The sequence below is a fragment of the Pseudomonas sp. NPDC089401 genome (genome assembly GCF_044749485.1).
GTDB lineage: Bacteria > Pseudomonadota > Gammaproteobacteria > Pseudomonadales > Pseudomonadaceae > Aquipseudomonas.
In genome coordinates this window covers 182791-209722 of record NZ_JBIVIA010000003.1, presented here as the reverse complement: position 1 = coordinate 209722, position 26932 = coordinate 182791, and the positions used below count along the sequence as shown (strand labels likewise).

Below are 26932 nucleotides of genomic sequence, written 5' to 3'. Positions count from 1 at the left end.
AAACTATGCCCGTGAAGCTGTAATTGCAAGCTGCCTGTACCGGCCTCTTCGCGGGTAAACCCGCTCCCACAGGCCCCCACAGTCCTTGAAACCTGTGCAGTCCCTGTGGGAGCGGGTTTACCCGCGAAGAGGCCAGTGCAGGCGCCAATTATCTAGAACTTCATCTGCCACTGCCCGACGATGGCATGGTTGCGGCTGTTGCTGCCCAATTCCCCGCTATACCCCACGCCAATGGTCTGCCGCGCACTCAAGCCCAGGTCCAGCCCGGCCTCCACCAGCAAACTGTCGCGGTCGATGGCACTGCCCTCGACACTGAATGCATCGCCCCCGGCGATAAATGCCTGGCGCGTGCGGGTATCGACGCTGCCGTAGGTATGCCGCCAGCCCAGGGTCGCCCGTGGCGTCAGGCTCATGCCGTTGTCCAGTTGCCCCAGGTGCGCCAGGCGCACGCCAAAGGTGCTGCTGAAGTTGTCCTGGGTATCGGCATCCACCGCCAGTGCCGCATCACCCCCATGCTCGCGATAGCTGTCGCGGTGGTAGCGCTGGTAGCCCAGGTTGGCGAATGGCTCGGCGCTCAGGCGGCCGCTGCCCAGGGCATAGCCCAGTTCGACGAAGGCCTGCTGGCTGTCGGCGTCGTAATCGCCCTTGAGGCGCTCGTTGAAGCCCTCGAACGCCACCTGGCGCTTGCTGTCGCCGCCATGGCTGCTGTACGCCGCGCCCAGGCGCAGGGCCAGCGGGCCGCTCTGGTGCTGGGCATAGACACCGGCGTGCCAGCTGCGCACGTTGCCGTCCAGGCCGCTGCTGTCCAGGCGCGTGCGCGAGTAACCGCCGAGCAGGCCCAGGCGCCAGTCGCTGCCCAGCGCCCAGTCGACACCCAGCACGCCACCGCCGGTACGCTGCTCCAGCGCGCTGGCACCATGGCTGCCATCGACCTTGCCGTAACTGCCCAGGGCCTGCGCCCACACCCGCCCTTGGGCGTTCGGGTCATTGAGGTTGCGTGCCTCGCGAGGCACACCGGTGGCGGCCAGGGCAGGGCCGTCTTCGTCGTTCATGCCCACCAGCAATCCGCCCGTACTGCCCAGGCTGTGCATGGCGCCGAGCATGCTGCTGCCGACCTGGCTGGCGCCGGCCTGGGTGGCGGCGGCAAGGTTGGCGGTGTTGCTGGCGGAAAGCTGCTCGATGGCGCTGCCGGCACCGGCCGTGCTGGTGCCGAGCACGGCGTTGTACAGGTTGCTGTTGTGCCCGAGGCTGGCCAGGCTGCGCGCGGCGCCTGCGCCGTTGCCAGATTGTGCGTAATGCTCGAAGGCGACGTCGTTGCGGGTGTAGTCCAGGCCCACCGAGGTACTGTTGTAGCTCAGGGTCGGGGTCAGGAAGGCGTAGTCGCTGGTGACCAGGGCGAAGCTGCCGTTGACGGCGCCGGCGGTCAGCACGGTGTAGTGGCTCTGCCACGGGTATTCGCCCGGCGTCGGCTGCACGCGCAGGGTGGCACCGTTCAGGTTGGCGGTGCCGGTGACGCTGATCGGCGCACTGCTACCATCGGCGTTGACGCCATATTCCAGGGTCGCCCCTTGGCCGAAGTTCAGGTCGCCGTCGACCTTGGCCACGCCCAGCCCGGTGTTGGTCAGCAGCGTGCCGTTCACTTGCAGCCCACCCACCGCGCCACCGCCGGCATAGGTGGCGCCTTGCTCGACGAGCATTTCACCAAGGATGCTGCCCTGGTTGATCAAGGTGGCACCCGAGGTCACCACGCCGCCCTGGCTGAAGTCGTCGATGCTGGTCAGGGTCCAGCTGCCGCCGCTGACCTTCAAGGTCTCGAAGTTGGCGCTGTTGCCGAAGCTGCCGGTGCCGTTCAGGGTCACGCTGTCGATGCCGTCGCCGCCATCGACCAGGCCATCGAACAGGCCGCCGGTTTCCACGACCAGGGTATCGTTGCCCGCGCCCATGCTCAGGGCCAGGCCGTTGCCGCCGCTGATGGTGCCGCTGTTGATCACGGTGTCGGCGAAGTCACCGATCAGCTTGATACCGAAGCCGTTTTCGCCTTCGATCCGGCCGGCGTTGGTGATGCTGGTCGCCGCCACCCCGGAGCCTTCGGCGCCGTCGTCGACCAGAATGCCGTTGTCGACGCTGCGGATCACCCCCGTGTCGGTGTTGATCACGGTGCCGCCACCCATGGCGATGCCTTCGCTGCCGTTGGGTCGGCCGCCGCTGTCCACGCCCTTGGCGCCCAGGCCCTGAATGGTGCCGGCGTTGTACACGTAGCCGATCTTGTCGATGTCGACGCCATCGCCGTCGCCGTTGATCTTGCCGTCGGCGATGGCGCCGGTGATGGTGCCCCAGTTGTACACCGTGCCGCTGCCGTCGGAGCCGAAGCCCGAGCCGTTGCGCCCGGTGATGCTGGCCCCGGCGTAGTTGTACAGGGTGGCATCGGTCTTCAGGTCGACGCCGTGGCGGTCGGCGCTGATGGTGCCGTAGTTGTACACGGTGACGCCGGTGGACATGCCGATCTTGATGCCGTCCCATTTCTGGTCCAGGCCGTTCTTGTCCTGCGGCGCGGTGTCGGTGTAGATCAGCCCGTAGTTGGTGATGGTGGCGTTGGAGCCGGTCTTGATCGCATCGTTGCCCACCGCGTGGATGACCCCGCTGGCCTGGTTCACCAAGGTGGTGGTGAAGGCTGGGTTGTCCAGGGTTTCCAGGTCGATGGCCTGGCCTTCGACCGTCGACTCGATGGTGCCGGCGTTGACGATGCTCAGGGTGCCGCCGGCCGAGGGGTTGGTCTGGAAACGCAGGCCGTCGTTGGTGCCCTGGATCAGCGCGCCGGCCTGGTTGCTGATCACGTAGTGGCTGAGGTCTTCGCCTTCGTCCTTGGTGTCGATGCCGCGGCCGTTGGTGGAGCGGATGATGCCGGCGTTGTCGACCGTGAGGGTCGCGCCGCTGGTGTGCTTGGGCAGGATCACGCCGTCGTCGCTGCCGGCGGTGATGCTGCCGTTCGCGGTGACCTTGAGGGTGTCGGACTTCTTCAGCTCCAGGGTATCGGTGCTGGCGCTGTCGATCAGGTAGTCCTTGGCCAGGGCGGCGGGAGCGAAGGCGGCACCGGCCAGTGCGATGCACAGGGCCAGGCGGTTGGGCGTGAAATGCATTGGGCGACCATGAGTTATTGTTCAGGGCCGCCCAATATGGCCATGCGATATTACGGTTTCATTGAAAGCTCGGGGTTGTCTGTGCCGGCCTCTTCGCGGGTAAACCCGCTCCCACAGGTACTGCACAAACCTTTAAGGCTGTGGGAGTCCTGTGGGAGCGGGTTTACCCGCGAAGAGGCCGGCACAGCCTTCAGACATGCCCGCTGCTGTTGACGATCCTCAGGCACAGCGCCTCAAAAGGATCCAGGTTGACCATCAGCCGCCCATCCTCGGTCAGGTCGCCCTCGACGGTTTCATTGATCATGTCCACCACCGGCCCCGGCGTGAACCCGGTCAGCTGCAGCTCCTCGGCAATCACCTCCTGACCGAAGTTCAGCGCGCTGATCTGGATACCACGCCCGGCCGGCAGCTCGTGCACCATCACCAGCAGCCCCGTGCTGCTGACCTCGGGCACCAGCACCTGGCGGCTGGTGGCGATGCCATAGGCCTGGCGCACGGCGAGCAGCTTCTTCACCTGGCTGGCGAACGACGCAGGGTCGTCCAATTGGCTGTCGAGGCTGCCGTACAGCGCACGGGCACGGGGCATGCCACGCACCGATTGCTCTGCATCCGGCGCCAGCCCGGCCAGGTCGTAGCCGCCACGGTGGATCCAGCGCGTATCGCCATCGACCATGCGCTCGGCCACCGCCTCGGCCGGCAAGGGCAGGGCGCCGACCAGGTCCCAGCCCGACAGCGCCACCACGCCGGGCTGCATGGCGTTGTACATCACCAGCAGCAGGTGCACCTTCCTGATCAATGCGATGTCCGCCGCGCCGATCTGCTCGAGGTCGCGGATGCCCAGCGCGGCTGTGATCAGGCTGGCGGTGGTGCAGGCGATGCCGTTGGTGACGAAGCGCAGGTTGTACGGCGCATGCTCGCCGGACAGCCGTTCGTAGATTTCCTCGCGGATATGCTCGCGGAGGATCCCGCCGGGCAGGGTCTGGCCCTTGTACAGGTACATGTCATGGGCGTGCAGGGTCCAGAAGTGCACCAGCTCGACGGTCAGCTCGTCGTGGTTCTGCAGCGCGTGGATCAGCGACGCCGGGTCGATGCCGAAAGCGTGCATCTCCTTGAGCATCAGGCGCAGGAATTCGGTGTCGCCGGTCAGCAGCGCATGCTGGTAGGCCGGGCGGGTGATGAAGTCGTAGGACAGGTCGGCGCCGCCCTTGGACATCTGCGCGATGTCGTCCAGGGTCAGGTTCAGTTCCTGGAAGCTGAAGCCGCCGGCCTTGCGGATCATGCCACCGATCAGCTGGTTGCCGACGATCGACAGCGGGTGGCTCTCGGACCAGGCACTGCCGCTGGCGCGGGTTTCCACCCCGAGAAAACCGTTGGCATCCAGGCGCAGGCCGCGCGCGCCCAGGCAATCCAGGGCGTGCAGGGCGTCGCCGATGATCATCTGCTGGGCGGCGAAGCTCGGGTCGAGCCAGTTCAGCGACGGCTGGCCCTCCTTGAAGTAGTGCAGGTAGACCCAGCGCCGCGTCTTGCCGTCGACCCCGGTGATCGGTGCGGTTGCGCTCCAGTCGGTCTCCTTGACCCCGGGCTCGAAGAAGATCACCCGCTGCAACTGGCCGACGATGTAGTGGCGCAGCTTGAGTTCGTCGCACAGGGCCGGCGCCAGGTTCACCGCATCACGGCCTGGCGGCACGTCGGGCAGCAATGGCCAGTCTTCCTCGCGGATCTCGACCATGTGGTAGAGCCCGGGGTAGGCACCGTGGGCCAGTTCGGCCAGGCGGAAGTCGGCGCCCTTGCCGGTGTGCGAAGGGATCAGGTCGTCGATGGTCACGGCGTTGTGCGCGGCGGCCAGGCGGCTCATCTGCACCAGTTCCTGCTCGTTGCCGTAGAGCGGGTCGATGTCGAAGCTGATGCGGTCGAAGTTGCCGTCGATGCTGGGGGTGAACTCGCGCCCACGCACGCCGCCGGACTGCTTGATGGGGCCGGTGTGGATACCTTGCACGCCGATCTCCGACAGGCGTTTCCACAGCGCTTCATGGCCGAGGGCGGCGAGCACCGAACAGCCTTCGGGGGCGATGATCGCGTCGGGGTAGACGGTCAGCCACACCGAGGCGATCTCGGTGGCCCGGCGTGGCTGGGCTTCGGCGTAGGGGTTCTGCCACAGGCGAGGCTGGCCGGAGTACAGCCGGGCCCGTTCCTGGGAGGCCTTGAGCATGGAGCGTTCTTCGAGCCATTTGAGGTATGACGGGTCGGGTTGGGTCATTTCGCGTCCTCTTTGCGTGGCGACACCGGCCAAGGTTATGACGGTATTGGTGGCTGATCGTTCGGCTGAAGCTTGCTGGGGCCTCTTCGCGGGTAAACCCGCTCCCACAAGGATAGCGGTCCCTGTGGGAGCGGGTTTACCCGCGAAGAAGCCAACACCGATCAAGGCTTGCGAATAGGCGAGCGGGCCGCCAAGCGCAAGCTCTCCAGCAAATCCAGCACCGCCCCCTCGATATGCGGCTCATCGCGCCAGCACATGCCGATCGACCCCTCCGCCTCCAGTTCGAAATCCAGCCTGCGCAGCAGCCCGCGCCCATGGAAATGCTCGGCTACCCGCGCGGACGCCACCGACAGCATGTCGCTGTTCTGCATCAGCCACAGGTTGGCCATTAGCGACGACGATTCGATCCGGCACGGCAACGGCTTGCGCCCGGCATTGCTCAAGGCGCTGTCCAGGCGGTTGCGGATCGGTGTGGCCGGCGGCCACAGCAGCCAGTCGTACTGGTAGAGATCGTCCCAGTTCAAGCCCTTGCGTTCAGCAAGCGGGTGGTCGGGGCGGGCCACCACCTGCATCGGCTCGCGGAACAGCATCTCGCTGTGCAAGGCCTGGCTCGGCTGGTAGTTGTCGACGCGCCCGACCACCACGTCCAGCTGGCCCAGATGCAGGCGCTCGAGCAGCACGTTCATCGTGCTTTCCTGTAACGATACCTGCGCTTTCGGGTGTTTTTCCAGGAAGTACAGGATGGCATCCGGCACCAGGCTCGGCGCCGAAGCGGGCGAGGTGCCGAGGGCCACGTTGGGTGTGTTGCCTTCGCGCAGGGCATCCAGGTTGCTCTGCGCCCGTTCCATTTCGCTGAGGATGCGCCGCGCATGGTTGACCAGCAACGTGCCCTCGGCGGTCGGCCGCAGGCCGCGGGCGTGGCGCTCGAACAGCAGGGCGCCGGCGTCTTCCTCCAGCTCCTTGAGGAACTTCGACAGCCCCGGCTGGGTGGTGTAGGCCTGCCGTGCGGTGTCGCTGAGGTTGCCGGTTTCGGCCAGGGTCACCAGCAGTTGCAGGTGGCGTGGGCGCAGGCGGCGGGTCCAGTGCATGGCAAAACTCCCATCAACTTTTTCATATGGCTGCATATGAAAATATCATTTTTTTTGTATGTCGAGCGGGCGTTTAATCGATCCGACACCGGGGCGCTGCCACTGCCATCAGCCCCTTCACAGCCCACCACAGGTGACGCGATGAACAACAACGACAACATCGGTACGGCCCGCGCCGATTTCTATCAACGCATCGACAGCCAGGCGCTGTTCCCGCTATGGGAGCAACTGCACAACCTGGTGCCACCCCAGCCCACCACTCCCTGTGTGGCGGCCCTGTGGCGGTTCAGCGAAGTGCGCCCGTACCTGATGGAAGCCGGCCAACTGATCAGCGCCGAAGAAGCCGTACGCCGGGTGCTGGTGCTGGAGAACCCGGGCATCCGCAGCCAGGCCTCGATCACCCCGAGCCTGTACGCCGGCCTGCAACTGATCCTGCCCGGCGAGATCGCCCCCAGCCACCGCCACAGCCAGTCGGCCCTGCGTTTCGTGGTGGAAGGCCAGGGCGCCTACACCGCCGTGGATGGCGAGCGCACCACCATGCACCCGGGCGACTTCATCATCACCCCGTCCTGGACCTGGCATGACCACGGCAACCCGAGCGAAGCCGAAGGCGGCGAGCCGGTGATCTGGCTCGACGGCCTGGACATCCCCACCGTGCGCTTCTACGGCGCCGGTTTCGCCGAGAACTACCCCGAGGCCATGCAGCCGGTCAGCCGCCCGGAGGGCAACAGCCTGGCCCGCTACGGCGCCAACATGCTGCCGGTGCGCCACGAAGTACACGACCGCACCTCGCCGATCTTCAGCTACCCCTATGCCCGCACCCGCGAGGCCCTGGCCACCCTCGAGCGCCAGGGCGACGTGGACGCCTGGGACGGCGTCAAGCTGCGCTATGTCAACCCGGCCACCGGCGGCTGGGCGATGCCGACCATCGGCACCTGCATGCAACTGCTGCCACCCGGCTTCGTCGGCAAGACCGCACGCTGCACCGACGCCACCGTGTACTCGGTGGTCGAGGGCCGTGGCCGCGCCGTCATCGGCGGGCAGACCTTCCACTTCGAGCCCAAGGACACCTTCGTGGTGCCGAGCTGGGCCGGGTTGAGCCTGCAGGCCGACGACGCGTGCGTGCTGTTCAGCTATTCCGACCGGCCGGTGCAGGAGGCCCTCGGGCTGCTGCGCGAAAGCCGCGAACACCATTGATCCAAGGAACCCCGCCATGACTGACCTGTTCGAACCTGCCGCCATCACCCGCCTGCCCATCGCTGGCAGCGACCAGCACTTCCCGGTGCGCCGCGTGTACTGCGTGGGCCGCAACTACGCCGCCCACGCCCGCGAAATGGGCTTCGATCCAGACCGCGAACCGCCGTTCTTCTTCTGCAAGCCGGCCGATGCCGTGGTGCCGGTAGCCGAGGGCCAGACCCTGGAGCTGGCGTACCCGGCCGAAACCCGCAACTACCACTATGAAATCGAACTGGTCGCCGCCATCGGCAAAGGCGGCCGTGACATCCCGCTGGAACAGGCCAGCGAGCACGTGTTCGGCTACGCCGTAGGCTTGGACATGACCCGCCGCGACCTGCAGATGAAGATGCGCGAAATGGGCCGCCCGTGGGAGATCGGCAAGGCCTTCGATGCCTCCGCGCCAATCGCCCCGCTGCACCCGGCCAGCCAGGTTGGCCACCCGGCCCAGGCCGCCATCTGGCTGCAGGTCGAAGGCCTGGACCGCCAGCGCAGCGACATCGACAAGCTGATCTGGTCGGTGCCGGAAACCATCGCCTACCTGTCGCGCTTCTTCGCGTTGCAGCCGGGTGACCTGATCATGACCGGCACCCCCGAAGGCGTTGGCCCGGTCGAAGTCGGCGAGCTGATGGTCGGTGGCATCGACGGCCTGGGCGAGCTCCACGTGCGCGTCATCTGATTGCTTCGGGCCGGCGCGGCTGGCCCTTCCTCCCGGTTTCATGCGTGGCCCGCGCCTGTGCGCCGGCCCGGAGGTTTTTCCCATGTCTTCCACCGACAAGAACAACACCGTGGATGCACAGACCTTCATCGACAGCCAGCCGGTCAGCGCCTTGCAGTGGCGCATCCTGCTGCTGTGCTTTCTGGTCACGGCCATTGACGGCCTGGACACCGCGGCCATCGGTTTCATCGCCCCGGCCTTGCGTGAACACTGGCAGATCGGCGCCGCGCAATTGGGCCCGGTGCTGGGTGCCGCACTGATCGGGCTGATGCTTGGCGCCTTCATGGCCGGGCCCCTGGCCGACCGTTTCGGGCGCAAGCGCGTGCTGTTGCTGTCGGTGGCGTGCTTTGGCGTGTTCAGCCTGGCCGCCGCGTTTGCCCAGGACCTCCACAGCCTGGCGCTGCTGCGCCTGCTTACCGGCCTGGGGCTGGGCGGAGCGATGCCCAACGCCATTACCCTGACCTCCGAGTACTGCCCGCAACGGCGTCGCTCGCTGATGGTGACCGGTATGTTCTGCGGCTTCACACTGGGATCGGCGCTGGGTGGCGTGGTCGCCGCGCAGTTGCTGCCACTGTTCGGCTGGCGCAGCGTGCTGGCCCTGGGCGGCGTGCTGCCGCTGGTGCTGCTGCCGGTGCTGATGCTGGCACTGCCCGAGTCGGTGCGGTTCCTCGCGCGCCGTAAACCCGCTGCGGCGCGGGCCATCCTGCAACGCATCGCCGCACTGCCGGCAGGCTGCGAGGGCCTGCGTGTCGACGAGGGGGGCGAGGGCCATTCACCGGTGCGGCAGATTCTCGCCGCACCGCTGCGCCGGGGCACCCTGGCGCTGTGGCTGGCGTTCTTCATGAGCCTGCTGATCATCTATGGCATGACCAACTGGTTGCCGTTGCTGGTCAAGGATACCGGCCTGACCCTGAGCCAGGCGGCGCTGATCAGTGCGCTGTTCCAGATCGGTGGCACCCTCGGTGCGCTGTGCCTGGGTGCGGCCATGGACCGCTTCGATCCGCATGCCGTACTGGTGCTGGCCTTGCTCGCAGGCGCCGGGTGCCTGGTCGCCATCGGCCAGAGCCACGGCGACTATGCGCTGCTGGGCCTGAGCGTGGCCGGCATGGGTTTTTGCATCAGCGGCTCGCAGGTCGGGGCCAACGCCCTGGCCGCCGCGTTCTACCCCACCAGCAGCCGCGCCACCGGAGTCAGCTGGGCGCACGGGGTAGGGCGCATCGGCTCGGTGTGCGGCACCTTCGGCGGTGCGTTGCTGGTGGATGCCGGGCTGTCGTTCGAGGCGCTGTTCGGCGTGCTCATGCTGCCGGCCGTGCTGGCCGCCGTGGCGATCTTCTTCAAGGGCGTGCGGCCGGCCACCGTGCTGCGCGCCAACCCCCACATCACGCTCTGACCGAGCAGGACCCACGCCATGCAGCTTTACAGTTTCTTCAACAGTTCCACCTCCTACCGGGTGCGCATTGCCCTGGCACTCAAGGGCCTGGAGGCGGGCTACCACGGCGTCAACCTGCGTGCCGGCGAACAGCGCCAGGCCGCGCACCGTGAACTCAGCCCGATTGGCGGCGTGCCGGTGCTGGTGCGCGATGATGGCGCCAGCCTGACCCAGTCGCTGGCCATCATCGACTACCTCGACGGGCAGTACCCGCAGGCGCCACTGCTGCCCCGCGAGCCGCTGCAACGTGCGCGGGTGCTGGAAGTCGCGCAGTTGATCGCCTGCGATATCCACCCGCTGAACAACGTGCGGGTGCTCGGCTACCTGCAACGCGTGCTGGAAGTCGGCCCCGAGGAAAAGGGCCGCTGGTACGCGCACTGGGTCGCCGAGGGCCTTGCCGCGCTCGAAGCCCTGCTGCAACGCCACGGCAGCGGCCCGTATTGCTTCGGCGACGAGCCGACCTTGGCCGACTGCTGCCTGGTGCCCCAGGTGGCCAACGCCGAACGCATGGGCTGCGAGCTGAGCGCCTACCCACGGGTCATGGCGGTGTACGACCACTGCCAGGCGCAAGCGGCCTTCCAGCGCGCCGCCCCCGGCCGCCAAGCCGATTTCATTCAATAAGAATCGCAGGCCCCGAGCCTGCACGGAGACCCGAACCATGACTGCCAGACAACAAAAAATCATCATCGTCGGCGGCGGCATCGGCGGCCTTGCCGCCGCCCAGGCCCTGACCGCCCAGGGCATCCAGGTACTGCTGCTGGAGCAGGCCGACCACATCGGTGAGATCGGCGCCGGCATCCAGCTCGGCCCCAACGCCTACGCGGCGCTGGATGCCCTGGGTGTTGGCGATGCGGCGCGCAACCGCTCGGTGTTCACCGACCACCTGATCATGATGGACGCCATCGACGCCCACGAAGTCGGGCGCATCGAAGTCGGCGAGCACTTCCGCCAGCGGTTCGGCAACCCCTATGGAGTGATCCACCGCGCCGACATCCACCTGTCGATTCTCGAGGCCGTGCAGCAGAACCCGCTGATCCGCTTCCAGACCTCCACGCACATTGCCGGCATGGCCATGGACGACCACGGCGTGACCTTGACCGACAGCAACGGCAACCGTTACCAGGCTGACGCGGTGATCGGCTGTGATGGCGTCAAGTCGGTGGTGCGCGAACGAATGGTCGGCGACCCGGCGCGGGTCACCGGGCATGTGGTGTACCGCGCCGTGGTGGATGTCGAGAACATGCCCGCAGACCTGCGCGTCAACGCGCCGATGCTGTGGGCCGGCCCGCGCTGCCACCTGGTGCATTACCCACTGCGCGGCGGCCAGCAGTACAACCTGGTGGTGACCTTCCACAGCCGCAACGAAGAGCAGTGGGGCGTCACCGATGGCAGCAAGGACGAGGTGCTGTCGTACTTCGAGGGTATCCATGAACGCCCGCGGCAGATGCTCGACCGGCCGACTTCATGGCGCCGCTGGGCCACGGCCGACCGCGACCCGGTGGAACGTTGGGGGGAGGGCCGTGCGACCTTGCTGGGTGATGCTGCGCACCCGATGACCCAGTACCTGGCCCAGGGCGCCTGCATGGCGCTGGAGGATGCGGTGGTGCTGGGGCAGGCGGTGAAGGCCTGCGAACATGACCTGCAGGCGGCGTTCCGCCTGTACGAGTCGATCCGCATTCCGCGCACGGCGCGGGTGCTGTGGTCGGCGCGGGAGATGGGGCGGTTGTATCACGCCAAGGGCGTCGAGCGGCTGGTGCGTAACCAGCTATGGGAAGGGCGTTCGCAGGCGCAGTTCCAGGATGCCGTGCAGTGGCTGTATGGCTGGAACGTCGATACCTGCCTGAAACGCTGATTTCAGGCCCGGCCCTTTCGCGGGTAAACCCGCTCCCACAGGTATTGCACACACCTTGAGGACAGTGGAATACCTGTGGGAGCGGGTTTACCCGCGAAGAGGCCGAACCTGCTTACTGGGTCTGGCGGGTCGCCTGCCAGCACAACAGCGATCCGACCGTCACCAGCAACGCCCCCTGCCAGAACTGCCACCCCAGTTGCGCCCCCAGCCAGGCCGCCGCAAACGCCGACGACAGTACCGGCGCCGAGTACGAAGCCGTCGCCAGCAAGGTGAGGTTGCCGCGCAAGATCCCGATATTCCACAGCGCATACCCACCCGCCATGCCCACAGCCGCCGCCGTCAGCTCGAGGCCGTGACGCAGGGAGAAGGGCGGCAGCGTCTCGCTGCTGATCCAGTACTTCACCCACAACACCGCCGCCGTCAGCAGGAAGAACAGCACCACATGGCTCTGCCCGTTGGCATACCGGCGGGTGACGTTGCAGTACAGGGCAAAGGTGATCGCACAGGCCGCCGCCAGGCTGTAGCTCAGCGGGTTGGAGGCGACGTTGGCGGCGATGCTGTCCAGCGACAGCCCGTCGCTGCTCACCACCCACAGGATCCCCAGTAGCGCGACCAGCGTCCCCGGCACGATGAGCCAGCGCGCCGGCTGGCGGTTCATGAAGATCGCCAGCAGTACCGTCAGGCTTGGCCACAGGTAGTTGACCACCCCCAGCTGGATGGCCTGGGTGCGGCTGACGGCAAAACCCAGGGCCAGGCACAGGCAGATTTCGTAAGCGACGAACAGTGTGGAACCGGTGATCAGGTAGAAGCGCGAAGCATGGCGCAGGCGCGGGCGGCCGAGCAGCAGCACCAGCAGGGTGGCGCCGAAGCTGTAGATCAACGCAGCGCCGCCGATCGGCCCGAAGTACTCGCTGACGCTGCGGATCAGGCCGCTGGCCGTGCTCCACAGAAGGATCGCCGCCAGGCCGCAGGCGGTGGCGGCAGGGCCGCTGGTGATGCGCATTGCAGGTCCTCGGTTGGAAAAAAGCCGGTGAGTCTAACACCGAGCCTTGTAGGAGCGGCCTTGTGTCGCGAAAGGGGTGCGAAGCGCCCCCAGGATTTCAGCTTCGCAGCATGGGCTGTCGGGGCCGCTCTGCGGCCCTTTCGCGACACAAGGCCGCTCCTACGAGAGCGGCGCAAGGCTCGAAGTTCAGCGCCGGGCGGAAAGCTGCTGGGGGGCCAGGAAGGCATCGCGGAAATAGTCGCGCAGCGCCTGCATCGCCGGGCTGAACGTGCGTTCGCGGTGCCAGGCCAGGCCGACGCTCATCGGCGTCACCGGGTCGCTGATGGTCACCGTCTCGATGCGCTTGCCCTCCAGCGACCAAGGCCGGTGCACCAGGTCGGAAAGGATCGCCACGCCACTGCCATTGGCGACCATGCTGCGCACCGCTTCCACCGAACTGGTGCGCACCCGCACGTCTGGCCGCTCGCCGGCCTGTTCCCAGTAGCGCATGGCGCTTTGTTCGGCCTCGTCCACGGTCAGCAGGATGTACGGCTCCCGGGCGACATCGGCCAGGCTCACCGCCGAGTGCTCGCACAGCGGGTGATGGCCGGGCAGCCACAGCCGGCGCTCGGAGTTGAACAGGGTTTGCGAAACGATGTCCGGGTGGGTCAGGTTGGCGGTGAGCACCACGGCCATGTCGAAGCGTCCCTCCAGCAGGCCCTGCTCGATGGCGCTGCGCTCCTGCTCGTGCACTTCCAGAGTCACGTCCGGGTGCCAGTGTTCCAGGCGCTGCAGATGGTGCGGCAGGAAGTAGCCGATCACCGTATAGCTGGCCGCCAGGCGCAGCAGGCCGCTGGCGCGCACGTCGGGCAGCGGGCTGTTGAGGGCATCGTCGACGCTGCGCTGGATCACATAGGCGCGGTTGAGAAAGTGCCGCCCGGCGTCGGTCAGGCTCATGCCCTGGGCCGAGCGCTGGAACAGCAGCACGCCGAGCATCGCCTCCAGTTCCTTGATCGCGGTGGTCACCGCCGACTGGGAAATGTTCAGGTGGATCGCCGCCTGGGAGATCTGGCCGATCTCGGCAGTGGCGACGAAGTAGCGGACCTGGCGCAGGGTCAGTGACACGGCATGGCTCCATGGGCATCTGTTTTTTCGAAGACACCCTATCTGTTTATAGATCTTCCCAAGGGGTAGCGAAGAATCTAACGTGGCTTGCATGCAGTCACAAGCCAGGAGAACAACGATGCGGGCAGTGGATTTCAACTCTGACATGGGCGAAGGCTTCGGCCCCTGGACCATCGGCGACGGGGTCGACGACGAACTGATGAAGTACATCAGCTCGGCCAACATCGCCACCGGCTTCCATGCCGGCGACCCCGGCACCATGCGCCGCACCGTGGCGCGGGCCAAGGTGCTGGGCGTCGGTGTCGGTGCCCACCCGGGCTTTCGTGACCTGGTCGGCTTTGGCCGCCGGCACATCAATGCCCCGGCCCAGGAACTGGTCGACGATATCCTCTATCAGCTGGGGGCACTGCGCGAGATCGCCCGCGCCCAGGGCGTGACCCTGCAGCACATCAAACCCCATGGCGCGCTCTACATGCACCTGGCCCGCGACGAAGAGGCCGCACGCCTGCTGGTGGAAAACCTGCAGGTGATCGAGCCGCAGTTGCTGCTGTACTGCATGCCCGGCTCGGTGATCTGCCGTATCGCCCAGGACCTCGGCCAGCCGGTCGTGCGCGAGTTCTACGCCGACCGCGAGTACGATCTGAGCGGGTCCATCGTGTTCACCCGGAATGTGCGCGGCTACGAGCCGCAGCGGGTGGCCGAGCGCGTCCTGCGCGCCTGCCAGGAGGGTGTGGTGCGCACGGTGGAAGGGCAGGACCTGGCGATCGAGTTCGATTCCATCTGCCTGCACAGCGATACCCCGGGCGCGCTCGACCTGGTCGAAGCCACCCGCGCGGCGCTGGACGGCGCCGGCATCGAAGTGCGCGCGCCGCGCTGAGTTTCAACGGCCGGCGGCGCACAGACGCCGCTGCCACCCGATGTTGTTTTTGCCTGCCTTTCGATAACGATTCCAAGAAAAGGAGCAGACATGGCCGAGCCGCTCGCCACTCCCCCGATCCGCTACAGCTTCGGTGCCGACGAGCACCTGTTCGCCGAGGTCAGCGACAGCATGTCGCTGGAGGCCTTCTTCAAGGGCATGGCCGTGACCCGCGCGGTCGAGCGCCTGGCACTGGACGGGGTGCTCGACATCTGCCTGGCCAACGCCTCGTTCCAGGTGCGTTTCGACCCCGACCGCATCGCCCCAGAAGCGCTGCTCGAAGCCGTGCGCGGCGCCGAGGCCGAGGCGGTGGCCGCACGTTCCCTGAGCACACGGATCATCGAGATCCCGGTGCTGTACAACGACCCCTGGACCCATGAAACCCTGATGCGCTTTCGCGACCGCCACCAGGACCCGAGCAGCACCGACCTGGAATACGCCGCGCGCATCAATGGCCTGGCCGATGTCGAGGCGTTCATTGCCGCGCATAGCGGCGCGCCGTGGTTCGTGTCGATGGTCGGCTTCGTCGCCGGCCTGCCGTTCATGTTCCAGATGGTCGAGCGCGAGCGCCAGTTGCAGGTGCCCAAGTACCTGCGCCCGCGCACCGATACCCCCAAGCTGACCCTTGGCCACGGCGGCTGCTTCGGCTGCATCTATTCGGTACGTGGGGCCGGGGGTTACCAGATGTTCGGCGTCACCCCGGCACCGATCTATGACCCGCAGCAGACCCTGGCCTACCTCAAGGAGCACATGGTGTTCTTCCGCCCCGGTGACATCGTGCAGTTCAAGCCCATCGACCGCCAGGCCTACGACCAGGCGGTGGCGGACGTCGAGGACGGGCGCTTCGACCTGCGCATCCGCCCGGTGGAGTTCTCCCTGGATGCCTTTCTCGCCGACCCGGTCGGTTACCCCGGAACGCTGCAGGAGGCGCTGGCATGATCAAGGTCATCAAGCCTGGCCTGGCCACCTCGGTGCAGGACCTCGGCCGCGAAGGCTACTACCACCTGGGCATCCCGCCATCCGGCGCACTCGACCAGTATGCGCTGCGCGCCGCCAACCAGCTGGTCGGCAACCCGCCGGGAACGGCGGGCCTGGAGTGCACGCTGGTGGGGCCGGAGCTGGAGTTCCAGCACGATGCGCTGGTGGCCGTGTGCGGCGCGCAGATGCCGGTGTTGGTCGATGGCCGCGAGCAGCGCCCGGATACCGCCTTCGCGGTGCGTGCCGGCCAGCTGCTGCGTTTTGGCTTCCCCACGGCAGGGGCGAGGGCGTACCTGGCGGTGGCGGGTGGCATCGATGTGCCCGAGGTGCTCGGCAGCCGTTCGACCTATGCGCTGGGTGCCCTTGGCGGGTTGCAGGGGCGCAAGCTGGTGGCGGGGGATGTGCTGGCGGTGGGTGTACCGAGCGGGAGTACCCGTGTCGGGGCCAGCCTGCCGATGGCCTTGCGTCAATCGTTGGGGGGCGAGGTGGTGTTGCGGGTGGTGCCGGGGTTGTACTTCCACCGGTTGACCGAGCGCGCCGCGAAAAGCTTCTTCACCGATGCCTGGACCGTGGGCTCCGAGGCCGACCGTATTGGCTACCGCTACAAGGGCGGCAGCGCGCTGAGCTTCCAGCCGCGTGAACAGCCGTTTGGTGCCGGGTCGGACCCGTCGAACATCGTCGACAGCTGTTACCCGATCGGCTCGATCCAGGTGCCGGCGGGGCTGGAGCCGATCATCCTGCACCGGGATGCGGTGTCGGGTGGGGGGTATGCCATGATAGGCACGGTGATCAGCGCCGACCTCGACCTGATCGGGCAGATGCAGCCGAACCAGCAGGCGCGGTTCCTCGCGGTGAGCTTGGAAGAGGCGTTGCAGGCGCGGCGGTCGTACAAGAAGAAGCTGGGCTTTCTGGGCCGGGTGTTTGGCTGATTGATCTATAGCCTGTACCGGCCTCTTCGCGGGTGAACCCGCTCCCACAGGTTTGCGCAATCCCTGTAGGAGCGGGTTCACCCGCGAACACCGGCACAGCCGGTGCCATCCACTGCGGTAATCAGAAACTGTACTTGGCCGTCAGCATCAGGTTACGCGGCGTTCCCCACGAATCCCCCGCATAGCTCACCGAGTTGGCTACGGCCGAGTAGTACTTGCGATCGAACACATTGTTGGCATTGAGCTGCAAGTCCAGGTTCTGGTTGACCTGGTAACCCGCCATCAGGTCGGTCACCGCATACGACCCCTGGATCAACCGGTACTCGCTGCCATCGGCAACGGTGAAGTCGTTGTAGATACGGCTCTGCCAGGAAATGTTGCCGCCCACCCGCAGTTTCTCCAGCGGCCCCTGGAAGCGGTAGGTGGTGGTCAGCTTGAACAAGTGTTCCGGGGTGTCGGTGTCGAAGCGCTGGTTGACGTTGCCCGGGTTGGCGGCATCCTTGAGGGTGTGGACGCGGGAATAGGTGTAGCCGCCACCGACCTGCCAGTTCGGCGTCAGTGCGCCTTGCAGCTCGATGTCGACACCCTGGCTGCGCACTTCGCCCGAGGCCACGTAGCAGTTGGTCGGGTCGCTGCAGCCGCTCAGGTCGGTCTGCGAGACGCCACGGTTTTCCTGGTCGATACGGAACAGCGCGACGCTGGCGTTCAGCGCACCGTCGAAGTAGGCGCCCTTGATCCCGACCTCGTAGTTCTTGCCCTCGACCGGTTTGAGCGGGCTGCCGGACGCATCCTTGTAGCTCTGCGGGTTGAAGATGTCGCTGTAGCTGACGTAGACCGAGTGGTGCTCGTCCAGGTCGTAGATCAGGCCCGCGTAGCGGGTGACGTTGCGGGTCACTTTGTAGTCGGCGCTGCTGCTTTCCTTGTCGTCGTAGTCGTACCAGTCCAGGCGCCCGCCGAGGATCAGCTTCAGCGGGTCTGCCAGGCTCAGGCGGGTGGTCAGGTAGACCCCGTTCTGGGTGGTCACTGTGCGGCTGTTGCCGGTGTGCACGAAGTCCGGCTTGCCGGCGTTGAGCGGCCAGTTGGTGTCGTACGGGCTGTAGTTGCGGGTGTCCATGTCGTAGATGCGCTTGCTGGCGCCCACCACCAGTTCGTGGCTGCGGCCGAGCAGCTCGAACGGGCCGCTGGCGAAGGCGTCCAGGCCGACCTGGTTTTCCTGGTGTTTCGACTGGTAGGCCGTGCGCGAGATCGGCGCCTGCAACCCGGCCCAGCGCGACTGGTACGACCCGGTGAAGGTCGCCTGCTGCTCGGAATAGTTGGCGTTGACCTGCAGCTTCCAGTCGTTGGCCAGGCGCTGGCGCACCTCGGCGAACACGGTGTTGATCTCCTGGTCCTTGTTTTCCCAGTCGCTGCCTGGGTTGTAGGAGCGCGAGAAGCCCATGTGGTGGCCGTCGAGGGCGGTGGGCATGGCACCCCAGAAGTAGTTGGTCTTGTCCTTCTGATGCGAGAAGCCAAGGGTCAGGGTGGTGTCTTCGGACAGGTCGGCTTCGGTGATGCCGTAGAACAGGTCGTGCTGCTCTTCCACGTCATCGATGAAGCTGTTGGCATCGCGGTACGAGGCCACCACCCGACCGCGCAGGGTGCCGCTGTCGTTCAGCGGGCTGGAGGCGTCGATTTCGCCACGGTAGTTGTCCCAGCTGCCGACGGCGCCGGTCAGGGTGACCTTCTGCTCGGCCAGCGGCCGCTTGCGTACCAGGTTGATCGCTGCCGACGGGTTGCCGGCACCGGTGACCAGGCCGGTGGCGCCGCGCACCACCTCGACCCGGTCGAACATCGCCAGGTTTGGCTGGGCACCGACCGTGACACCGCTGTAGCCGGTGGGAATACCGTCGTACATCAGGTTGTCGATGTCGAAACCGCGGGCGGTGTAGGCCTGGCGGCCGGGGCCGTTGGAGTAGTCGAGGAACAGGCCAGGGGTGGCCTTGACCACATCGTTGATGCTGGTCATGGCCTGGTCGTCCATGCGCTGGCGGGTGATCACGGTCACCGCCTGGGGCGTTTCGCGCAAGGTCAGCGGCAGCTTGGTGGCGGTGGACATGGAGCCGGTGGTGTATGAGCCTGAACCTTCAGTTGTAGTCCCCAGCTGATTCGAGCTGATTTCCGTGGCGCCCAGCTCCAGGGTGGCGGGCTTGTCCTGTTGCGATTTATCGCTGTCGTCGGCCAGGGCCGGGGCGGTGATAGCCATGAAGACAGCGAGGGCGAGCAGGTTACGGGCGGGGAGGGGGCGCATGGGCGCGAGGCACGACGGCATGAAGGGCGAGTTCCTGTGCATTGCTAACGTAAGTAAACATGAGAACGATTAGCAATTAGTTTGTCAGGATTTGTCGTCCGTTTACAATGAGGCCTGTAAGATTTTTTACATTTTTTTCACAAATGCCCGGCGGAGGAGTTTGTTGAAAACCGTCCGTGCCTCTTCGCGGGTAAACCCGCTCCCACAGGGATTGCACAGGCCTTGAATCCTATGGAGTCCCTGTGGGAGCCACAGGAATTGCACAGTCCTTGAATCCTGTGAAGTACTTGTGGGAGCGGGTTTACCCGCGAAGAGGCCCGGTCAGGCGACATCATGGTTTGGGATGTGTAATCCGTTTGCCCAGCAACTCACCCACTTCCAGCGCCTGCCCATCGCGCTGCTTGCCCTGGCGCGCCAACCCCTCCAGTTGAGGAATCAGCATCCCTTCCGGCAGATGCCGCCAGAACCGCCCCGGCATGTGCAGGCGCAGGGCGTCCGGATTGAGCCGCGCCGGGTTGAAGGTATGGCGGTAATAGGTACGCCACAGCTCGGCTCCGGGGTCATCGGCATTGCGTGCCCATTGCCGCCAATCGTCCGGGCATTGGCGTCGATAATCCAAGACTTCACCGTCGAAGCGAATGCCGTCCCGTGGCGTGGCGATCAACCAGCGCTGGCGCCCCAGGCGGTCGGCGAAGTGCCCGCTGGCGCTGTGCAGGATGTCGTGGGCCGGTTCGTGATAGGCCACCAGGTCCAGCTGCAGGTGCTCGGCCAATGCCTCTGGCAACGGCACGAAGCGCACGAAGGCATGCAGGTGATGCGCCTCCCGGCTGACCTGCTTGATGCGCCGTTGCAGTTCGCTGCCCAGGCGGTCGCCGGCCAGCATCGCCGTGCGATCGCCATGGGCCACGCGCCAGAGCACTTCGTAGAGCAGGTTCCAACGCTGCTCGCCGCGGTAGCGTGCGGCTTGCTCGAGTTGGCCGAGCAACGCCGCCGGCACCTTGGCGCGAAACGGGCCGGGCCCTTCAGGCAGCGGTGTCGGCTGCGCCAGCAAGTCGTCGATCGGGCCTTGCGCCCAGGTCACCTCGGCCGGGTCGATACCATGGCCGAGCAGGGTGCGGGCCTGCTCGCGCCAGGTGCCGAACAGGTCGTCGCAGTCCAGCGCGATCATCCCCACAACCCCATCTGCACCGGCGCCTGGGGCTCGCGCAGGCGGGCCCGCAGCAGGCCGCTGCGCAGCTCGCCGTCTGCCGGGTGGTAGTCGCTGGTGACGATGAACGGCCGGGCCTTGTCCAGCACGCAGCGCAGCTGGATCAGGTCGTCGTAGCGCACCCGCCGTTCGCGGCGCAGCGCCACCAGGCGCTGCACGCTGCGCAGGCCGATGCCGGGAATGCGCGCCAGCAGTGCGGGCTCGGCGCGATTGACGTCCAGCGGGAACACCTCGCGGTTGGCCAGCGCCCAGGCCAGCTTGGGGTCGATATCCAGGGCCAGGTTGCCACTCTGCCCGAGCAGTTCACCGGCCTTGTAGCCATAGCCGCGCAGGAGGAAATCGGCCTGGTACAGGCGGTGCTCGCGCAGCAGCGGCGGGGCGGCCAGGGGCACGCTGCCGGGGCTGTCGGGGATCGGGCTGAAGGCCGAGTAGTACACGCGTTTGAGGCCGTAGCCCTGGTACAGCGACTCGGCGTTGCGCAGCAGGGTACTGTCGTCGGTGGCGTCGGCGCCGACGATCACCTGTGTGCTCTGCCCGGCAGGCGTGAAGCGTGGCGCCCTGGGCTCATCGGCCACCGCCAGCTGCCCCTGGTGGATCACGCCCATGGCCTGGCGGATGGTGTGGGCGTGCTTTTCCGGGGCCAGGCGCTTGAGGCTGGCGTCGGTGGGCAGTTCGATGTTGACGCTCAGGCGGTCGGCCAGGCGCCCGGCTTCCTCGATCAGCAGCGGGTCGGCGTCGGGGATGGTCTTGAGGTGGATGTAGCCGCGGAAGTTGTGTTCCTCGCGCAGCAGGCGCGCGACGCGGATCAGTTGTTCCATGGTGTAGTCGGCCGAGCGGATGATCCCGGAGCTCAGGAACAGCCCGCTGATGCAGTTGCGCCGGTAGAAATCCAGGGTCAGGCGCACCACTTCCTCGGGGCTGAAACGCGCCCGCGGCACGTTGCTGGAGCGGCGGTTGACGCAGTACTGACAGTCATACAGGCAGAAGTTGGTCAGCAGGACCTTGAGCAGCGACACGCAGCGCCCGTCCGGGGTGTAGCTGTGGCAGATGCCCATGCCATCGGTGGCGCCCAGGCCGTCGCTGCCGCGCGAGCTGCGCTTTGGCGCGCCGCTGCTGGCACAGGAGGCGTCGTACTTGGCGGCGTCGGCGAGAATGCCGAGTTTGGCGATGAGTTGCATGGGGATGTCTCGACGTGCTGGTTATTCATACAGTATTTTGAGATTGACCGCATTGCAAGTGCTGCAACTGATACCCGACGAAATCCCTCGGCTAAGCTAGTAGCGAACGATACGCAGCGCTACGCACGGGAGAGATCATGAACATGACGCTCAAGTCCAAGCTGGCCCTGGCCGGCGTGACCCTGGCCTGGGGCCTGCTAAGCGCCCAAGCGGCGGAAGACAGGAAGGTCGATGTGCTATTGGTGGGCGGCGGCATCATGAGTTCGACCCTGGCGGTCTGGCTCAACGAACTGGAGCCAGGCTGGTCGATGCAGATGGTCGAGCGCCTGGACAAGGTCGCCGAGGAAAGCTCCAACGGCTGGAACAACGCCGGCACCGGCCACTCGGCCCTGGCCGAACTCAACTACACCCCGGAAAAGGACGGCAAGATCGACATCAGCAAGGCGGTGGAGATCAACGAGTCGTTCCAGGTCACCCGGCAGTTCCTCGCCTGGCAGGTGAAGCAGGGCGTGCTGAAGAACCCCCGGTCGTTCATCAACACCACGCCGCACATGAGTTTCGTCTGGGGCGACGACAACATCAGGTTCCTGAAGAGGCGCTATGAGGCATTGCAGGCCAGCCCGCTGTTCAAGCCCATGCAGTACTCCGAGGACCCGGCGCAGATCGCCAAGTGGGTGCCGTTGATGATGGAAGGCCGCGACCCCAACCAGAAGCTGGCCGTGACCTGGACGCCGATCGGCACCGACGTCAACTTCGGCGAGATCACCCGCCAGTACGTAGGCTACCTGCAGACCCGGCCGAACTTCGACCTCGAACTGTCCAGCGAAGTCGAGGCCATCAGCCGCAACCCGGACGGCTCCTGGCACGTCGAGTACAAGAACCTCAAGGATGGCGGCAAGCACGCCACCGATGCCAAGTTCCTGTTCATCGGTGCTGGCGGTGCGGCGTTGCCGCTGCTGCAGAAATCCGGCATCGACGAGGCCAAGGACTACGCCGGCTTCCCGGTGGGCGGTTCGTTCCTGGTCACCGACAACCCGGCCATCGCCCAGCGCCACATGGCCAAGGCCTACGGCATCGCCGCCACCGGCGCGCCGCCGATGTCGGTGCCGCACCTGGACACCCGCGTGCTCGATGGCAAGCGCATGATCCTGTTCGGGCCGTTCGCCACCTTCTCCACCAAATTCCTCAAGCAGGGCTCGCTGCTCGACCTGTTCGCCAGCGTCAGCCTGCACAACAGCTGGCCGATGGTGCGCGTGGGCGTGCGCGAGTTCGACCTGGTGCAGTACCTGATCGGTCAGGTGCTGCAGTCGGACGACGACCGTTTCGAGGCGCTGCGCACCTACTTCCCTGCGGCGAAGAAGGAAGACTGGCGGCTGTGGCAGGCCGGCCAGCGGGTGCAGATCATCAAGAAGGATGACAGCCAGGGCGGCGTGCTCAAGCTCGGCACCGAGATCGTGACCTCGAAGGACGGCAGCATCGCCGGCCTGCTCGGTGCCTCGCCAGGCGCCTCCACCGCACCGCCGATCATGCTCGACCTGCTGAACAAGGTGTTCAAGGCCAAGGTCGCCACTCCTGAGTGGCAGGCGAAGATCAAGCAGATCGTGCCGTCCTATGGCATCCGCCTGAACGACCATCCGGACCAGGTGCAGAAGGAGTGGGCCTACACCAACGAAGTGCTGCAGTTGGCCCCGCCTTCCAGCGCGCCTGCGCCCTAGGGGGCTGACTGCGGCTGCGGGCAGTCCGCTGGCCTGTCGTCTGGGCAGGAGGGCATTGCGCAGGGTGTGCCATTTTGCCGATCTAGACTTACAGATGGCTCGCTGCTGCCTGCTACGTGGCGAGCCGATTCCATTCAACCGACCACCGCCTCCCTGGAGCGGATGTCCCTCGCTGGCGATGGCCTTCTTGCAGAGGAGGGCTGGTCATGGACGAGGCAAGGCTTCACGAATTCATGGGCAAGCTGGTGGGTGACATGGGCGCTGCGGCGACCCTGGCCAACGTGATCCTGGGCGATGAACTGGGGTTGTACCGGGCCATGGCCGACAGCCAGCCGATCACCCCGGAGGCGCTGGCGGCGAAGACCGCTTGCCACCCACGACTGGTGCGCGAGTGGCTCAACGCCCAGGCCGCGTCGGGCTACATGGTGCATGACCACGGCACGTTCACCCTGCCCGAGGCCCAGGCCATGACCCTGGCACTGGAAGAGTCGCCTGTGTACATGGCCGGCGGCGCGGCGGTGATTGCGGCACTGTTCCACGACAAGGACAAGCTCAAGGCGGCCATGCGTGGCGATGGCGGGCTGGCCTGGGGCGACCATCACCCGTGCATGTTCAGCGGCACCGAGCGGTTCTTCCGGCCTGGCTACCGCACCTTCCTGGTGGCCGACTGGCTGCCGGCGCTCGAGGGCGTGGTCGCCAAGTTGCAGGCCGGGGCCAAGGTGGCGGATGTCGGCTGCGGGCATGGTGCCTCGACCCTGGTCATGGCCCAGGCGTTTCCAGCGTCGAGTTTCTCCGGTTACGACTACCATGCACCGTCCATCACTACTGCCAGCGAGCGTGCGCGCGAGGCCGGGCTGGAGGGGCGGGTGAGCTTCCAGCAGGCGTCGGCCAAGGACTATCCGGGGCATGACCATGACCTGGTGTGCTTCTTCGATTGCCTGCACGACATGGGCGACCCGGTGGGCGCGGCCAGGCATGCGTACCGGGCGTTGAAGGAGGATGGCACGGTGATGCTGGTGGAGCCCTATGCCGAGGATTCGCTGGACGGCAACCTGACGCCGGTGGGGCGGTTGTTCTATGCGGCTTCGACGTTCATCTGCACGCCCAATTCGCTGTCCCAGGAGGTTGGGTTGGGGTTGGGAGCGCAGGCGGGGGAGGCGCGGTTGCGGGCGGTGTTCGAGGAGGCGGGCTTCCGCCAGTTCAGGCGGGCAGCGCAGACACCGTTCAACCTGATTCTGGAGGCTCGGAAGTAAGGTGCTTTTCCAGGCCAGGCCTCTTCGCGGGTAAACCCGCTCCCACAGGATCACCGCAGGCTCGAAGTCAGTGCAATACCTGTGGGAGCGGGTTTACCCGCGAAGAGGTCAGGCCTGGAAAAGCAGAAGGGGCGCCAGATTGGCGCCCCTTCCGTTTACCGCTTAGGCTTCAGCGTCCCAAGGACGATCACCTTTTTCATCTTTCACGCGGGTCGGCAGGCCCATCACGTCCAGCGCCTTGAGGAACGGCTCGGCCGGCAGCTCCTCGACGTTGACCATGCGCTTGGCATCCCACTCGCCACGGGCGACCAGCAGTGCTGCAGCCACCGGCGGCACGCCAGCGGTGTAGGAGATGCCCTGGCTGTCGGTCTCGGCGTAGGCTTCTTCGTGGTCAGCCACGTTGTAGATGAACACTTCGCGCGGCTGGCCATCCTTGGTGCCCTTGACCAGGTCACCGATGCAGGTCTTGCCGGTGTAGCCCGGGGCCAGCGAAGCCGGATCAGGCAGCACGGCCTTGACCACCTTCAGCGGTACCACTTCCAGGCCTTCGGCGGTCTTCACCGGCTGCTCGCTGAGCAGGCCCAGGTTCTTCAGCACGGTGAACACGTTGATGTAGTGCTCGCCGAAGCTCATCCAGAAACGCACGTTCGGCACGTTCAGGTTCTTCGAGATCGAGTGCACTTCGTCGTGACCGGTCAGGTACAGGTTCTGCGAACCTACCACTGGCAAGTCGTCGGTGCGCTTGACCTCGAACATGGTGTTGCTGGTCCACTGGCTGTTCTGCCAGCTCCAGACTTGGCCGGTGAACTCGCGGAAGTTGATTTCCGGGTCGAAGTTGGTGGCGAAGTACTTGCCGTGCGACCCGGCATTGACGTCGAGGATGTCGATCGAATCAATGCTGTCGAAATATTGCTGCTGCGCAAGTTTTGCGTAGCTGTTCACCACACCCGGGTCGAAACCGACGCCGAGAATGGCGGTAATGTTCTTTTGTTGGCACTCTTCGAGGTGTTTCCACTCGTAGTTGCCGTACCACGGCGGGGTCTCGCAGATCTTGCCCGGCTCTTCGTGGATGGCGGTGTCCAGGTAGGCGACACCGGTATCGATGCAGGCACGCAGCACCGACATGTTGAGGAAGGCGGAACCGACGTTGATGACGATCTGCGATTCGGTCTCGCGGATCAGCGCCTTGGTCGCCTCGACATCGAGGGCGTTGAGCGAGAAGGCCTGGATGTCGGCGGGTACCTTGAGGCTACCCTTGGCCTTGACGCTGTCGATGATGGCCTGGCATTTGGAGATGTTCCGTGACGCGATAGCGATACGACCCAGTTCGTCGTTATGCTGCGCGCACTTGTGGGCCACCACCTTGGCGACACCTCCTGCACCAATGATAAGAACGTTCTTCTTCAATTTACCTTTCGCTCCTTACTTTGAAAGCCTGTCTTACGACAGGCTGGAAACGTAGTCTTCGAAACCGAAATCGCGGACCACCTCGACGCTGCCGTCGAGTTGCTTGACCACGATGGACGGCATCTTCAGACCGTTGAACCAGTTTTTCTTGACCATGGTGTAACCCGCGGTGTCGATGAACGACAGGCGATCGCCAATGGCCAGGGGACGCTCGAATTGGTACTCGCCGAAGATGTCACCGGCCAGGCACGACTTGCCGCAGACCATGTAGGTGTGCTCGCCGTCGTTGGGGGCCATCTTGGCGTTGAGGCGGTAGATCAGCAGGTCGAGCAGGTGCGCTTCGATCGAGCTGTCGACCACGGCCAGGTGCTTGCCGTTGTACAGGGTGTCGAGCACGGTCACTTCCAGCGAGGCGCTGTTGGTGATCGCCGCTTCGCCCGGCTCCAGGTAGACCTGCACGCCGTACTTCTCGGAGAAGGCTTTCAGGCGCGCGCAGAAGGCGTCCAGCGCATAGCCTTCGCCGGTGAAGTGGATGCCGCCACCGAGGCTGACCCACTGGACCTTGTGCAGCAGGTGGCCGAAGCGCTCCTCGATGTGCGTGAGCATCTGGTCGAACAGGCTGAAGTCGCCGTTCTCGCAGTTGTTGTGGAACATGAAGCCGGAGATCTGCTCGATCACCTGTTCGATCTTGGCCGGGTCCCACTCGCCCAGGCGGCTGAACGGGCGGGCCGGGTCGGCCAGCAGGTAGTCGGAGCTGCTCACCTGCGGGTTGACGCGCAGGCCACGGACCTTGCCTTCGGACTGTTCGGCAAAGCGCTGCAGCTGGCCGATCGAGTTGAAGATGATCTTGTCGCAGTTCTCGAGCATTTCCTCGATTTCGTCATCGGCCCAGGCCACGCTGTAGGCATGGGTCTCGCCGGCGAACTTCTGGCGACCGAGCTTGAGCTCGAACAGCGAGGACGAGGTGGTGCCGTCCATGTACTGCTGCATCAGGTCGAACACCGACCAGGTGGCGAAGCACTTGAGGGCGAGCAGCGCCTTGGCACCGGAGTTCTCGCGCACGTAGGCGATCTTCTCCATGTTGCTCAGCAGCTTGGTTTTGTCGATGAGGTAGTACGGCGTCTTGATCATTTAAAGGCCCCCGGCCAGGCCGGCCAAAAAAAAGACACGCATTGTGCCTTCACTTGCTGCAGATCGAAAGGGCCGCAGGTGAATTGTTTCGGCACTGGCAGGTTCAGTAG

The 26932-nt window shown here is 65.7% G+C and carries 20 protein-coding genes; 10 read left to right on the top strand and 10 right to left on the bottom strand.

The genetic code is table 11. The features are described 5' to 3' along the window. Positions 1-152 precede the first annotated feature (152 nt). From ACIP21_RS08415 to ACIP21_RS08405, 3 genes are all read right to left on the bottom strand, one after another. Complete coding sequence (locus ACIP21_RS08415) at positions 153-3137, bottom strand: autotransporter domain-containing protein (protein ID WP_400686322.1); 2985 nt, start codon at positions 3135-3137, stop codon at positions 153-155. Between the two features lie 190 nt (positions 3138-3327). Continuing rightward, positions 3328-5394 carry a maltose alpha-D-glucosyltransferase gene (treS, locus tag ACIP21_RS08410; protein WP_400686319.1) on the bottom strand — a complete coding sequence of 689 codons (2067 nt, stop codon included), beginning with the start codon at positions 5392-5394 and terminating at the stop codon, positions 3328-3330. 161 nt (positions 5395-5555) lie between these two features. Continuing rightward, on the bottom strand, positions 5556-6482 hold the full coding sequence (locus ACIP21_RS08405) for a LysR substrate-binding domain-containing protein (protein WP_400686316.1): 927 nt from the start codon (positions 6480-6482) through the stop codon (positions 5556-5558). A 141-nt stretch (positions 6483-6623) separates the two neighbouring features. Between ACIP21_RS08405 and gtdA the strand changes: the two genes are divergently transcribed. The 5 genes from gtdA (at position 6624) to ACIP21_RS08380 (ending at position 11714) form a co-directional block, all read left to right on the top strand. Then, a complete protein-coding gene (gene gtdA / locus ACIP21_RS08400; protein WP_400686313.1) occupies positions 6624-7679 on the top strand; it encodes a gentisate 1,2-dioxygenase in 1056 nt (351 codons plus the stop codon). A 16-nt stretch (positions 7680-7695) separates the two neighbouring features. Further along, positions 7696-8394: a fumarylacetoacetate hydrolase family protein gene (locus ACIP21_RS08395; protein ID WP_400686310.1), complete on the top strand. Its 699-nt coding sequence runs from the start codon at positions 7696-7698 to the stop codon at positions 8392-8394. 82 nt (positions 8395-8476) lie between these two features. Then, positions 8477-9823 (top strand): MFS transporter, encoded by a 1347-nt coding sequence (locus ACIP21_RS08390; protein ID WP_400686307.1) that lies wholly within the window; start codon positions 8477-8479, stop codon positions 9821-9823. A gap of 18 nt (positions 9824-9841) precedes the next feature. Next, positions 9842-10483 carry a maleylacetoacetate isomerase gene (gene maiA / locus ACIP21_RS08385; protein WP_400686304.1) on the top strand — a complete coding sequence of 214 codons (642 nt, stop codon included), beginning with the start codon at positions 9842-9844 and terminating at the stop codon, positions 10481-10483. Positions 10484-10520: 37 nt separating this feature from the next. Continuing rightward, on the top strand, positions 10521-11714 hold the full coding sequence (locus ACIP21_RS08380; protein ID WP_400686301.1) for a 3-hydroxybenzoate 6-monooxygenase: 1194 nt from the start codon (positions 10521-10523) through the stop codon (positions 11712-11714). Positions 11715-11826: 112 nt separating this feature from the next. On the opposite strand, the gene yddG is transcribed toward ACIP21_RS08380, so the two are convergent. Both yddG and ACIP21_RS08370 read right to left on the bottom strand, forming a co-directional pair. Beyond that, entirely contained in the window at positions 11827-12717 is an 891-nt protein-coding gene (yddG, locus tag ACIP21_RS08375) for an aromatic amino acid DMT transporter YddG (RefSeq protein ID WP_400686299.1), read from the bottom strand. Between the two features lie 186 nt (positions 12718-12903). Further along, positions 12904-13821, bottom strand: coding sequence for a LysR family transcriptional regulator (locus ACIP21_RS08370; protein ID WP_400686296.1), 918 nt, complete (start codon positions 13819-13821; stop codon positions 12904-12906). 118 nt (positions 13822-13939) lie between these two features. Between ACIP21_RS08370 and ACIP21_RS08365 the strand changes: the two genes are divergently transcribed. The 3 genes from ACIP21_RS08365 to ACIP21_RS08355 all read left to right on the top strand — a co-directional run bounded on the left by ACIP21_RS08365 (position 13940) and on the right by ACIP21_RS08355 (position 16644). Beyond that, entirely contained in the window at positions 13940-14698 is a 759-nt protein-coding gene (locus tag ACIP21_RS08365; RefSeq protein WP_400686293.1) for a 5-oxoprolinase subunit PxpA, read from the top strand. A gap of 90 nt (positions 14699-14788) precedes the next feature. Then, positions 14789-15676 (top strand): allophanate hydrolase subunit 1, encoded by an 888-nt coding sequence (locus ACIP21_RS08360; protein WP_400686290.1) that lies wholly within the window; start codon positions 14789-14791, stop codon positions 15674-15676. After that, the gene (locus ACIP21_RS08355; RefSeq protein ID WP_400686287.1) at positions 15673-16644 is read left to right on the top strand and encodes a biotin-dependent carboxyltransferase family protein; all 972 of its coding nucleotides are present in this window, start codon (positions 15673-15675) and stop codon (positions 16642-16644) included. The genes ACIP21_RS08360 and ACIP21_RS08355 overlap by 4 nt, the downstream gene beginning before the upstream one ends. 121 nt (positions 16645-16765) lie before the next feature. Here ACIP21_RS08355 and ACIP21_RS08350 read toward each other — a convergent pair whose 3' ends face one another. The 3 genes from ACIP21_RS08350 to ACIP21_RS08340 all read right to left on the bottom strand — a co-directional run bounded on the left by ACIP21_RS08350 (position 16766) and on the right by ACIP21_RS08340 (position 21316). Further along, positions 16766-18952, bottom strand: coding sequence for a TonB-dependent siderophore receptor (locus ACIP21_RS08350; RefSeq protein WP_400686284.1), 2187 nt, complete (start codon positions 18950-18952; stop codon positions 16766-16768). 310 nt (positions 18953-19262) lie between these two features. After that, on the bottom strand, positions 19263-20105 hold the full coding sequence (locus tag ACIP21_RS08345) for a TIGR03915 family putative DNA repair protein (RefSeq protein WP_400686281.1): 843 nt from the start codon (positions 20103-20105) through the stop codon (positions 19263-19265). Continuing rightward, positions 20096-21316, bottom strand: a complete 1221-nt coding sequence (locus ACIP21_RS08340) for a putative DNA modification/repair radical SAM protein (RefSeq protein WP_400686279.1) — start codon at positions 21314-21316, stop codon at positions 20096-20098. Before ACIP21_RS08340 ends, ACIP21_RS08345 begins: the two co-directional genes overlap by 10 nt. Positions 21317-21453: 137 nt before the next feature. Here ACIP21_RS08340 and mqo point away from each other — a divergent pair, with 137 nt between their 5' ends. Next, entirely contained in the window at positions 21454-23031 is a 1578-nt protein-coding gene (gene mqo / locus ACIP21_RS08335; RefSeq protein ID WP_400686276.1) for a malate dehydrogenase (quinone), read from the top strand. Positions 23032-23237: 206 nt separating this feature from the next. Continuing rightward, positions 23238-24284, top strand: coding sequence for a class I SAM-dependent methyltransferase (locus tag ACIP21_RS08330; RefSeq protein WP_400686273.1), 1047 nt, complete (start codon positions 23238-23240; stop codon positions 24282-24284). 162 nt (positions 24285-24446) lie between these two features. On the opposite strand, the gene ACIP21_RS08325 is transcribed toward ACIP21_RS08330, so the two are convergent. Further along, a complete protein-coding gene (locus ACIP21_RS08325; protein ID WP_016394970.1) occupies positions 24447-25691 on the bottom strand; it encodes a saccharopine dehydrogenase family protein in 1245 nt (414 codons plus the stop codon). Positions 25692-25724: 33 nt separating this feature from the next. Then, positions 25725-26822, bottom strand: coding sequence for a carboxynorspermidine decarboxylase (locus ACIP21_RS08320; RefSeq protein WP_400686271.1), 1098 nt, complete (start codon positions 26820-26822; stop codon positions 25725-25727). Positions 26823-26932: the final 110 nt, after the last annotated feature.